Consider the following 11,603-nt stretch of genomic DNA (forward strand, 5'->3'; position numbering starts at 1 on the left):
CGATATCACGCAGCGAAGCTGCCGATCGGGTCTCAGCGGGGCGCGGGCCCGGTGCTCTCGCGCACGACCAACTCCGGGATGAAGGTCTCTGTCGCGACCGGGTCTGCACCCGAGAGCAGCGCGTGCATCGCCGCCCACGCGTTACGGCCGAGGTCGGCCGCCGGCACCGCCGCCGTCGTGAGGGGAGGGCTCGTATATGCGGCGAACGGGATGCCGTCGAACCCGACGATGGACAGCTGCTCCGGAACCCGGATACCGCGGGCGGATACGGCCGACAGCAGTCCCATCGCCACCAGGTCGTTGAAGGCGAGCACCGCCGTGGCAGCGCTGTCGATAACCGCCGAAGCGACGGCGGCTCCGCTGTCGAAGTCGACGCCGCCCGGTATCTCGATGACCTCCAGCCCAGGATCGGCATCGCACGCCGCCGCCAGGGCGCGCCTGCGCGCCTCGCCCGAGGCGCTGGACACGGCGCCGGAGACGAACGCCAGCCGCCGATGTCCCAGACCGCGCAGATGGTCGATGAGAGCCATGATGGCCGTGCCGTAGTCTGCCGCCACGGTGGGCGCGTTCTCCTGCGGCCCCCGGTTGATCACCACAGCGGGTGCGATCGTGGGCAACAAGGCGGCCAGTTCGTCCTGCGGCAGTCGAGGAGCGCAGAGGATCACGCCGTCCGTGCGCTGACGCGTCGTCGTGGCGACCTCGCTCTCGTGCTCCACCCGCTCCTCGGTGTCCGAGATCAGTACGTGGTAGCCGTCCTTGGCGGCGGCATGGCTGAGTCCCCGCAGGATCGCCTGGAACGTCGGGTTGGCGAGATCGGGGATCACCACCGAGATCGTCTGCGTCCGCCCGAGCACGAGGCTGCGCGCAAGAGGGTTGGCCGTATAGCCCAGCCGGGCGGCGACCTCGCGGACCCGTTCAGCCAACGCAGCATCGACCGACTGATTGCCGTTCATCACCCGCGACACGGTGGAGAGCGAGACCCCCGCCTCACGAGCGACCTCGGTGATCTTCGCCCGCGGCATCCGTCCTCCGTCTGTCGGGAACGAGCATAGCTCGCGCAGAACGGCGGGTCCTCGGGAGACCGGCGGTCATCCGTGCGAAGTGCGCCGAGGCGACCGCCTTGCCGCCCTTCCGCCAATGACCCTACGATGGGGTCATGTCCAAGAAAGCGCTTTCCCGCGCTGCGGCGCTGATCGACGGACAGCATCCGATCCGCTCCGTCCTCCGTCTCGTCGGGCGTCGACCGTGGCGCCTGACCGCAGCGGTGCTCGCGTTCGCCGTCAAGGAGACCCCGCTCTGGTTCCTGCCGGTGATCACGGCGGCGATCATCGACATCGTCGCAGCAGGAGGTGAGGTCAGCGGCGTGCTGTGGTGGTTCGCGCTCGCCGCGCTGCTGCTGCTTCAGAACTACCCGAACCACCTGATCTACACGCGCAACTTCATGACCGTCGTGCGCGACCTCGGCGCTGACCTGCGCAACGCACTGACCGCCCGGCTGCAGAGTCTGTCGATCGGGTATCACACCCGCGTCAGCGCGTCGATCGTGCAGACCAAGCTCGTGCGCGATGTCGAGAACGTCGAACTCATGCTGCAGCAGGTCACTCATCCGCTGCTCTCCTCCACGATGGTCATGATCGGTGCGCTCAGCATGACGGCGATCGCCGTGCCGCAGTTCCTGCCCGTGTACGCCCTGGCCGTTCCGATCGCCATCGGCATCCGCTACGCGATGCGCAAGCGCTCGCGGCGACGTAACGAGGAGTTCCGGCGTGAGATCGAGACGCTCTCAGCGCGCGTCGGCGAGATGGCCTCCCTCATCCCGGTCACCAGGGCGCACGGACTGGAGCAGACGGCGATAAACAGGGTCGCCGACGGTGCCGCCGGCGTGCGGCGCGCCGGCCTCGATCTCGACCTGCTGAACGGCCACGTCGCGTCGATCTCATGGGTGGCGATGCAGCTGCTCGGCGCCGCGTGCCTCATGCTCGCCGCCGTGTTCGCCCTGACCGGCGTCCTGCCCGTCTCTCCCGGCGAGGTCGTGATGCTCTCCACGTACTTCACCCTGCTCACCGGAGGCCTCACGCAGCTGCTCATGCTCATCCCCGTGGGAGCGCGCGGGCTGGAATCCGTGAGATCGATCGCCGAGGTGCTGCAGGAGCCGGACATCGAGCACAATTCCGGCAAGCGCGTGGTGAACGAAGTGCGCGGCGAGATCGTGCTCGAGGCCGCGACGCACCGCTACGCAGAAGCCGACGACGACGCCCTGCACCGGATCGATCTGCGCATCCGCGCTGGCGAGACCGTCGCCTTCGTCGGCTCGTCGGGCTCGGGGAAGTCCACCCTGCTGAACCTCGTGCTCGGCTTCGTGCGCCCGAGCAGCGGACGCATCCTCGTGGACGGTCAGGACCTGCAGGAGCTGGATGTGCGCACGGTGCGCCGTTCGATCTCGGTGGTGCCGCAGGATTCGGTGCTCTTCGAGGGATCCATCTTCGACAATGTCACCTACGGACTCCCTGATGCGACGCCGCAGCGCGTCGAGAAGGCGCTGCGGGACGCGAACGTCTGGGACTTCGTGCGCGCACAGCCGAATGGCTGGGACACCGTCGTCGGCGAGCGTGGCGCGCGCCTCTCCGGCGGCCAGCGGCAGCGGCTGGCCATCGCCCGTGCGCTCGTACGCGATCCGCGCATCCTCCTGCTCGACGAGGCCACCAGCGCACTCGATCCGGAGTCGGAGGCGCTGGTCAAGCAGGCCCTCGAGCGGCTGATGCGCGGCCGCACGACGCTCATCGTCGCGCACCGGCTGTCGACCGTGCGGCAGGCCGATCGCATCGTCGTGCTCGAGCGCGGCCGCATCGCGGAGCAGGGCTCGCACGAGCAGCTCATGGCCCTGGGCGGCCGGTACGTGCAGCTTCATCACGCGCAGAACGGACAGCCGCCCGTGATCACCGGCGCCATCCAGCTTCCGAACGCGGCTCGCGCTCGAGGAGAATCTTGACACCGCTCATGCACACCGGCAGCCGATCGGCCGCGCGGCGGGATCCGTTCAGCGGCGACCCAGAGGAGACCGCAGGATGACACTGAAGCTCGACAGCACCGACGCCGGGATCGTCGTCTCCGACGGCGACGTCGAACTCTTCCGGTACGTCATCGCACCAGAGTCCCCGCAACTGGAATCACCGAAGCCCTACCTGGATCCGATCCGCACCAGATCGGGGCGGGTCGTGAGCCTGTTCCGGCCCTGGGATCACGTATGGCACAAGGGCATTGCGTGGTCGCTCCCCGTGGTTGACGACGAGAACTTCTGGGGCGGGCCGACCTACGTGCGCGGCGAAGGCTATGTGCAGCTGCCCAACGACGGCACCCAGCGGCACCTGGACGTGACCGCCGCCGACATCGAAGACGGCGTGGCGCTGTTCGCGCACGAGTTGGAGTGGGTCACGCAGGACAGCCGCCGGATCTTCACCGAGCACCGCGCGCTCACGGCGCGCGTGCTGGACGACACGACATGGGCGCTCACGTTCGAGACGGCGATGACGAACGTGACCGACACCCCGGTCGCAATCGGCTCGCCCACCACGAGGGGCCGCGAGAACGCCGGTTATGGCGGCCTGTTCTGGCGGGGACCGCGCTCGTTCACAGACGGGCGCCTGGTCACGGCCGAAGGCACGGGCTCAGGGGCGGACGTGCGAGGGCAGCGGCACGAGTGGATGGGGTTCGAGGGCCGCCACGATGTGATCGACGCGACATCGCTGATCGTGATGGTGGATGCCGTGGACAACCCGCACCACCCGCCGCAATGGTTCGCCCGTTCCGAGGAGTACGCGGCGCTCAACCCCGCCCCGTTCTTCAGTGAAGAGCTCCAGGTGGGCGCGGGGGAGCGCGTCGTGTTCCGCTACGGGGTCGGCATCGCGGATGCGGGGGCGGGCGAGGCGGCGCGCATCGCGGCCGCGCTGCGGCGTCTGCTGTGACGTCGGCCAGGCGTTGAAACGTTATGATCGACGCAGTCCCGAGGAGGTTCGATGACGTCCCATTCTCCGTCCGTCCGCGCCCTGCGCTGTGTGCTGGTCGGCACCGGTGCCGTCGCGCATCTTCACGCGAAGGCCGTCGCGCAGCATCCCCGCGCCGAACTCGTCGCGGTCGCCGACCTCAGCGCCGAGCGGGCTGCCGAGTTCGCAGCGCAGTACGGGATTCCTGAATCGTCCGCGGACTACGAGGGGATGCTCGCGGCGCAGCATCCGGATGTGGTGCTCATCTGCACCCCTCCCGCACCGCACCGCGCTCAGGCGCTCGCCGCCTTCGCCGCCGGCGCGCATGTGATCGTGGAGAAGCCACCGGCGCCGTCGCTCGACGAGCTCGACGACATGCGGTCTGCCGCGCTCGCGGCCGACCGCCACCTCGCCGTGGTGTTCCAGCAGCGCACGGGAACCGCTGCGGCGCACGTGCGCGGCCTTCTGGCGAGCGGCGCACTGGGTCGGCCGCTCGTCGCGGTGTGTCAGACGCTCTGGTTCCGCGACGCCGCCTATTTCGCCGTGCCCTGGCGCGGCAGTTGGGAGACGGAGGGCGGCGGAACGACGCTCGGGCACGGCATCCACCAGCTCGATCTGCTCGCGCACCTGCTGGGGGACTGGTCCTCGGTGCAGGGGAGGCTGTTCCGGCTGGACCGCGAGACGCAGACGGAAGACGTCTCGACCGCGACCATCGTCTTCGAGGCGGGCGTGGTGGCCCAGATCGTCACCAGCGCCGTCTCACCCCGCGAGGCGAGCTCGATCCGCATCGACACGCAGAAGGCGACCATCACGGTCGATCACGTCTACGGTCACGGACACGAGAACTGGCGGATCACGCCGGCGCCCGGCTTCGAGTCCGAGGCCGAGGCGTGGGCGTTCCCGGATGCCGAGGAGCGCAGCGACCACACGCCGCTGCTGCGCGACGTGTTCGATGCGCTGCTCGACGGCACTCCGCTGCCGGCGACCGCCGACGCCCCGGCGCGATCCCTCGAGCTGGTCGCGGCGATCTACGCATCCGCGGCCGCGGACGGAGCGGTGATCACGCCAGCGATCCTGGCTGCACACCCGACTCATCGGGCCGGGTTCACGAGCCCGGTGCAGGACCTGCGCCGGTGACCCCGGTTCACCTTGCGAAACGTTTCAATTTGAGTTAGTTTGCAGGGAAGCGCTTTCCCAATCGGGTGGCGCACACATCCACACGGACAGCGACGTTCCGCGGCTCCCGCCGGACGAGGACGTCCAGAGAGGACGATGATGTTCGGTAACCTCGGCGACAGTCCGCCCGTGCCGTGCGCCCCGGCGTGCTCTTCGCTGTCACCCGCTCCGAACCCCGGAAGGATGGCCCCGTGAGCACCACAGCGACAAGGGTGATCGTCACCGAAGAGCGCTCGAGCGCGCGGCTGATGCGTAAAGGCCGCCGCGAGGTGGAGCCGGTTCGCCCCGGCCAGCGCACCCGCGCCCGCCGCGAGACCGCCGCAGGCTACGCGTTCCTCACTCCCTGGCTCATTGGCTTCCTCGGCCTCACGCTCGTGCCGATGGCGTACTCGCTGTATCTCTCCTTCACGAGGTACAACATCTTCCAGCCACCGCGGTTGATCGGGTTCGACAACTACATCAGGCTGTTCACGAAGGATCCGGTCTTTCTGCAGTCCGCCGAGATCACGCTCGTCTACGTGTTCGTCGGCACCCCGATCACGCTCGCCGCTGCTCTCGGTGTGGCGATGCTGCTGAACTACCGCGACAAGGGTGCGGGCTTCTTCCGCTCCGCGTTCTATGCGCCGTCGCTGATCGGCGCCTCGGTCTCGGTGGCGATCGTGTGGCGTGCGATGTTCTCCACCGACGGCCCTGTCGACAGCGGTCTGCAGATCTTCGGCATCAACCTCGGCGGCTGGATCGGCAACCCGCCGATGGTGCTGCCGATGATGATCCTGCTGCACGTGTGGACCTTCGGCTCGACGATGGTCATCTTCCTCGCCGGCCTCAAGCAGATCCCCAAGGAGCTCTACGAAGCGGCCGAGATGGACGGCGCCGGAGCCTGGCGCAGATTCCGGGCGGTGACGCTTCCGATGCTCTCCCCGGTGATGTTCTTCAACCTGCTGCTCGGCCTGATCGGTGCGTTCCAGGTCTTCGCATCCGCGTACATCATCTCCAACGGCACCGGCGGTCCGGCTGGTATGACGAACTTCATCACCGTCTACCTCTACAAGCGAGGCTTCTCCGACGGGCAGATGGGCTACGCCGCGGCCATGGCCTGGGTGCTGCTGATCGTCGTGGCGCTGCTGGCATTCATCCTCTTCCGCACGCAGAAGTCCTGGGTGCACTACGCAGGAGACGACAAATGACCTCCACTCCCGTAGACATCGAGCATCAGTCGCCCGTGTCCGCGTCCGCGCCCGCTCCCGCGCGTCGCAGGGTCAAGCGCCGCACCGTCCAGACGACGATCTGGTTCGTGGGGCTCATCATCCTCACCGCGATCGTGCTGTACCCGCTGCTGTGGCTGTTCCTCTCCACACTCAAGCCCAACAGCGAGTTCGGCTCGAACGCGGGGCTGATCCCCGTCAATCCCACGGTCGAGAACTACGGCAAGGTGATGGAGGGCATCGCAGGGGTGCCGATGTGGAAGTTCTTCCTGAACTCCTTCATCCTCGCCGCCTCGGCCGTCGTCGGCACCGTGACATCGTCGGCGCTCGCCGCCTACGCGTTCGCCCGCGTGCAGTTCAAGGGGCTGGGAATCCTCTTCGCGGCGATGATCGGCACGTTGCTGCTGCCGTTCCACGTCGTGATCATCCCGCAGTACATCATCTTCAACCAGCTCGGCTGGATCGACACCTTCATCCCGCTGATCCTGCCGAAGTTCCTCGCCACCGAGGCGTTCTTCGTCTTCCTCATCGTGCAGTTCATCCGCCAGATGCCGCGCGACATGGACGAGGCTGCTCGAATCGACGGCGCGGGCCACATGCGCATCTTCTGGTCGATCATCCTGCCGCTGATCCGGCCGGCACTGATCACCTGCGCGATCTTCGCGTTCATCTGGACCTGGAACGACTTCCTCAGCCCGCTGCTGTATCTGACCAGTCCCGAGAACTACCCGCTGCCGATCGCGCTGCGGTTGTACAACGACGCGTCTTCCGGAGGCGCAGACTACGGTGCGACCGTGACCGCCTCGTTCCTGGCGCTGGTGCCCATCCTGCTGTTCTTCATCGTCTTCCAGCGGTTCTTGGTCGACGGCGTCGCCACGCAGGGCCTGAAGGGCTGACGATGTCCGCGGCTGGTCGGAGGGAGGCGAGGGCGGCGGCGCGCGAGGCGCGCTCCGGCGCCGGGCCGGTCGGCGCCGGGTTCGACCCCGGCCCCCATCCCGGTGCGACGGCGAAATTCGGTCTGTTCGGCGAGGTGCTCGCGATCGGGCTGCTGATCACGATCGTCTCGCTCGGTGTCGTCACACTGCCGATCGCGGTCGCCGCCGGCATCCGTCATCTGCGACGCTTCGTCGCCGCCTCGGACTCCCGCGTCGGCCTCTTCTGGGCCGACTTGCGCGCCGGCATCCTGCCCTCACTCCTCGTCGGCGTGCCGGCCGCGCTGATCGCCGCGGTGCTCACCGTCGACGTGCTGCTCGCTCGTTCCGGGATGCTGCCGGGCGGCGAGATCGTCGGTGTCGTCGGCTGGGCGGGCCTGGTCGTCCTCTCGGTCGGCGTGCTCATGGCGGCGGGTGCATGGTCGCCTTCCACCGGGTGGCCGGCTGCCGTGCGCTCCGTCCCGGGACTCCTGCGCGCCGATGCCGTCGGCGCGCTCTACGTCGCCGCTGCCGCCGTCTTCGTCGGTGTGGTGACGTGGGCCCTGGCGCCGCTGTTCATACCGGCCGTCGGATGCGCTGCACTGGCCGTCGTCGGCGTGCCGGCGCGCCGTCGACGCGGCCAGACCCGCGCGGAATGAGAAAGTGGGACCACCGCAGATTCTGTGCGGGTGAACGGGGGAGGGAAGCTGCATGGCAGTGGGTGTGAAGGACGTCGCGGCGGCGGCAGGCGTATCCGTCGGCACCGTCTCCAACGTGCTCAATCGACCGGATCGCGTCTCGGCGCGCACGGCCCAGCGCGTGCAGAAGGTCATCGACGAGCTCGGATTCGTGCGCAACGACGCGGCGCGTCAGCTGCGTGCCGGTCGCAGCCGCAGCATCGGGCTCGTCGTTCCCGACATCGGCAACCCCTTCTTCGCCGAGGTCGCGAGGGGCGCAGAGGATCGGGCTGCGGATGCCGGGATGACCGTCCTGCTCGGCAACAGCGACGAGAGCGACGCGCGGCAGAACGCGCATCTGGAGCTGTTCCGGGAGCAGCGCGTCAACGGGGTGCTGCTGACGCCGGCTTCCGATGACCTGACATCCCTGCGGCGCTTCGCATCCGGTGGCATGCCGGTGGTGCTCGTCGACCGCGAGGTCGACGAGCAGTCCTTCCCTTCCGTCTCGGTGGACGACGTCGAAGGGGGAAGGCTCGCTGTGCAGCACCTGCTGGCGAGCGGCCGCCGCCGGATCGCGTTCGTGAGCGGTCCGCGCAGCGTGCACCAGGTCGCCGATCGTCTTCGGGGTGCCGAGCTGGCCGTCGCCGAGGCGGCCGGCGCGACGCTCGAGATCGTCGAGCGGTCGTCGCTGACCGTGCTGGAGGGCCGCGCCGCGGGCGAGCTGCTGGTCGCGCGAGAGGTGCAGGATCGACCCGACGCCGTCTTCGCCGCCAACGATCTGCTGGCGGTGGGTCTGCTCCAGGCGTTCAGCTTCGGCTCCGGCATCCGCGTGCCGGAGGATATCGCGATGGTGGGCTACGACGACATCGACTTCGCCTCGGCCGCTGTCGTGCCGCTGAGCTCGGTACGCCAGCCCGCCCGGTTGCTGGGATGGACGGGCGTCGACCTGCTGCTCAAGGAGCTGGAGGGGGCGGGGTATGACCGCCGCGTACGCTTCCAGCCCGAACTGGTCGCGCGGGATTCCAGCGGCGGCTGAGGCTGATTCCGACGCGGTTGGCCCGGACAGTATCCTGGTCGCCGTCGAACGGTGGCTGCCGCCGGCCCTGTGGTCCGCTTCCCGCCACCCATGGCGCACGCCGGCCGTGAATGGTTGAATCCGTTCATGGTGATCGAGCGGGTGATCGAGCTCGAGTCCGTTCGGGTGACGAACGCACTCCGCGAAGACATCATGCTGGGCAGACGGCTGCCGGGCTCCCGGCTCATCGAGCGCGACATCGCCGCCGAGCTGCGAGTGTCGCGTCTGCCCGTGCGCGAGGCGATCAAGGCGCTCGTGGGCGAGGGGCTCGTCGTGAAGCATCCCCGCACTTGGGCCGTGGTGCGGGAGTTCACGATCAAGGACATCCGCGATTTCGCGGAGTTCCGCGAGGCGATAGAGACGCTCGCGTGGGTGCTGGCGGCCCAGCGGCACGACGACCACGGGGCGGAGGTGATCCGCGCGACCTACGCCCGTGAGGCGCGCGCGGTCGCCGCAGGTGACATCGCCGCGGCGCAGGCGGCCTCCGCGAAGTTCCACACCACGGCGGTCGGGCTGTCGGGCAACGACGTCCTGCAGGAGCTCGCCGAGTCGTACGTCACCCGTCTGCGGTGGCTGTTCGGGCAGTTCGAGGACGTCGAGCAGATGGTCGAGGAGCACAGGGTGATCCTGGACGCCTTCCTCGCACGCGACGTCGACGCGTTGCGCGAGCTGATCCCTGCCCACCTGGCGGAGGGTCGCGAAGCCGCCGAGCGACGGCTTCTGGCGCGCGCCCGGGGCGACGGCTGATCGGGTCTCGTAGACGTCGGCTGCTGCCGGTACGCTCGATCGTGGAGGTAACGGTGGGACGAACAGCGGATGCCATCGCCGAGGGCGTCGCCATCGCCGCGGCGGCCGCTCGGCTGACCGTGAAGAACCACATCCTGGTCGGCACCATCGCGCAGGGCGGCGTCTTCGATATCGACCGGTACAAGGAGGATGCGCGGGGCGCGCTGCTGGCGATGGCCCAGGAGTCAGAGGATGCGGCCGAGCATCTGACCCAATTGCGCAAGAAGGCCAAGGGGCGCTATTCCGACCCGCACGGCACGCACGACTACCGCGATCGTGACGTGCGCAACCTCCGCCGGCGCGCCAAGCAGTCGCTCGGCGTCGCGCAGCACCTTCGCAAGATGACCGAGGACGACGAGCTCCTGCGCGAGCTCGTCGAGGATGCCCGCGCCGCGGCGTGGGGCGATGTGCGCGGCAATCTCGATCGGCGCCTGCGTGTCGAGGGGATGCGCCCCGACCAGGATCCCGACTACGACCGCATGCGGGAGGCGCGCATGCAGGCGCTGAAGTTGGTCGATCTGCAGGCGCTTTCGTCGGAGCAGCGAGCCCGCAGGAAGCGGGAGAAGGCGAGCGAGAAGGACGCCGCCAAGGGGGCAGCGAAGGCGGCGCGGTCGGCGCTTCAGAAGGCCAGACGCGCCGACTGAACGGACCGTCCGGCGGATTTCGCATCTCGGTGAAGCGTGTTGTAGGCTGTTCCATGGCCCGCTGAGCGGGCCGTGCGCCCCTAGCTCAATGGATAGAGCATCTGACTACGGATCAGAAGGTTGGGGGTTCGAGTCCCTCGGGGCGCGCACTGTGTTGAGACAGTATTGAAACCCCCGTCGCGGAAGCGGCGGGGGTTTCGTCTTGTCCGATCCGCGGATCAGCCGATGAGGCTCTGAACCGCGGGGTCGCGGTCGGCGAAACGTGCCGCAGTCGCCATGATCGTCCCGCGCATCGCCGCCACCGCAACGCCGGGCGTGACGTCGGAGCGGTGTGCGAGGCTGACGGTTCGCGTCATCGGTTCGGCGAGCCGCGCCGAACGCAGCCCGGGGCGGTCGGTCAGCACCATAGCCGGAACGACGGCGACGCCGAGGCCGCGCTCTGCGAAGCGCAGCACGGTGTCCATCTCCGCCCCCTCCAGCACGGGCGTCGGAGCGAACCCGGCCTCGCGGAAGGCGGCGTCGGTCGCGGCGCGCAGGTCGTAGCTCTGATCGAGTGCGATGAGCGGCATCTCGGCGAGGCGCTGGAGGTCGATGGCGTCCTGAGTGATGGGGGGCTGAGCCGAGGACGAGACGACGACGAGCTCTTCTGCCAGCAGGGGAACGCGGGTGAGGGTGACGCTCGGCAGCGGGCGTGCGTCGGTCGCGGTGATCAGCGCCACGTCGATGGCGCCGACCGCCAGCTGCTCGACGAGGGCGCGTGAGCCTGCCTCGGCGAGGTGCAGTTCTACCCCGGGGTGCGCGTCGTGGAACGCGCTGAGCGCCTCGGCGACGAGGCTGACGCACAGGGTGGGTGGTGCGCCCAGGCGCACGCGTCCGCGGCGGAGGCCCGCGAGCTCGCCCATCTCCTCGCGGATCGCCTCGGCCTCGGCCAGCATCCGCTGTGCTCGCGGCAACAGCGCCTCACCGGCGGGCGTGAGCGAGATGTGTCCCCGCGCGCGGTGCAGCAGCTCGCTGCCCAGCTCGCGCTCGAGCGTCGAGATCTGGCGGCTCAGCGACGGCTGCGCCAGGTGCAGACTCTCGGAGGCGCGAGTGAAGTGCCCGAGCCGGGCCACTTCGACGAATCCACGCAGCTGTTCCAGGTTCATGCTC

At 68.9% G+C, this 11,603-nt stretch carries 11 protein-coding genes and 1 tRNA gene; 10 read left to right on the plus strand and 2 right to left on the minus strand.

Annotated features, from left to right (window positions below; translation table 11 throughout):
* Positions 1-32 precede the first annotated feature (32 nt).
* Positions 33-1,022: a LacI family DNA-binding transcriptional regulator gene (locus RIN43_RS03435; protein ID WP_309127479.1), complete on the minus strand. Its 990-nt coding sequence runs from the start codon at positions 1,020-1,022 to the stop codon at positions 33-35.
* 134 nt (positions 1,023-1,156) lie between these two features.
* On the opposite strand from RIN43_RS03435, the gene RIN43_RS03440 reads away from it, so the two are divergent.
* The 10 genes from RIN43_RS03440 (at position 1,157) to RIN43_RS03485 (ending at position 10,601) form a co-directional block, all read left to right on the plus strand.
* Positions 1,157-2,989 (plus strand): ABC transporter ATP-binding protein, encoded by a 1,833-nt coding sequence (locus RIN43_RS03440; RefSeq protein ID WP_309127480.1) that lies wholly within the window; start codon positions 1,157-1,159, stop codon positions 2,987-2,989.
* Between the two features lie 76 nt (positions 2,990-3,065).
* Positions 3,066-3,962, plus strand: a complete 897-nt coding sequence (locus RIN43_RS03445) for a PmoA family protein (protein WP_309127481.1) — start codon at positions 3,066-3,068, stop codon at positions 3,960-3,962.
* 51 nt (positions 3,963-4,013) lie between these two features.
* Positions 4,014-5,117, plus strand: coding sequence for a Gfo/Idh/MocA family oxidoreductase (locus tag RIN43_RS03450; RefSeq protein WP_309127482.1), 1,104 nt, complete (start codon positions 4,014-4,016; stop codon positions 5,115-5,117).
* A gap of 230 nt (positions 5,118-5,347) precedes the next feature.
* Positions 5,348-6,343, plus strand: coding sequence for a sugar ABC transporter permease (locus RIN43_RS03455; RefSeq protein ID WP_309127483.1), 996 nt, complete (start codon positions 5,348-5,350; stop codon positions 6,341-6,343).
* On the plus strand, positions 6,340-7,257 hold the full coding sequence (locus tag RIN43_RS03460) for a carbohydrate ABC transporter permease (protein WP_309127484.1): 918 nt from the start codon (positions 6,340-6,342) through the stop codon (positions 7,255-7,257). The genes RIN43_RS03455 and RIN43_RS03460 overlap by 4 nt, the downstream gene beginning before the upstream one ends.
* Positions 7,258-7,259: 2 nt before the next feature.
* Positions 7,260-7,931, plus strand: coding sequence for a hypothetical protein (locus tag RIN43_RS03465; protein ID WP_309127485.1), 672 nt, complete (start codon positions 7,260-7,262; stop codon positions 7,929-7,931).
* A 52-nt stretch (positions 7,932-7,983) separates the two neighbouring features.
* Positions 7,984-8,985, plus strand: coding sequence for a LacI family DNA-binding transcriptional regulator (locus RIN43_RS03470; protein ID WP_309127486.1), 1,002 nt, complete (start codon positions 7,984-7,986; stop codon positions 8,983-8,985).
* Between the two features lie 126 nt (positions 8,986-9,111).
* Positions 9,112-9,771 (plus strand): GntR family transcriptional regulator, encoded by a 660-nt coding sequence (locus tag RIN43_RS03475; protein WP_309127487.1) that lies wholly within the window; start codon positions 9,112-9,114, stop codon positions 9,769-9,771.
* A 53-nt stretch (positions 9,772-9,824) separates the two neighbouring features.
* The gene (locus tag RIN43_RS03480; protein WP_309127488.1) at positions 9,825-10,454 is read left to right on the plus strand and encodes an asparagine synthase; all 630 of its coding nucleotides are present in this window, start codon (positions 9,825-9,827) and stop codon (positions 10,452-10,454) included.
* A gap of 74 nt (positions 10,455-10,528) precedes the next feature.
* Positions 10,529-10,601, plus strand: a tRNA-Arg gene (locus RIN43_RS03485).
* A 71-nt stretch (positions 10,602-10,672) separates the two neighbouring features.
* Here RIN43_RS03485 and RIN43_RS03490 read toward each other — a convergent pair.
* Positions 10,673-11,599, minus strand: a complete 927-nt coding sequence (locus tag RIN43_RS03490) for a LysR family transcriptional regulator (protein WP_309127489.1) — start codon at positions 11,597-11,599, stop codon at positions 10,673-10,675.
* Between the last annotated feature and the right edge of the window lie 4 nt (positions 11,600-11,603).

Origin of the sequence: Microbacterium sp., from assembly GCF_031178445.1 — a bacterium.
GTDB lineage: Bacteria > Actinomycetota > Actinomycetes > Actinomycetales > Microbacteriaceae > Microbacterium.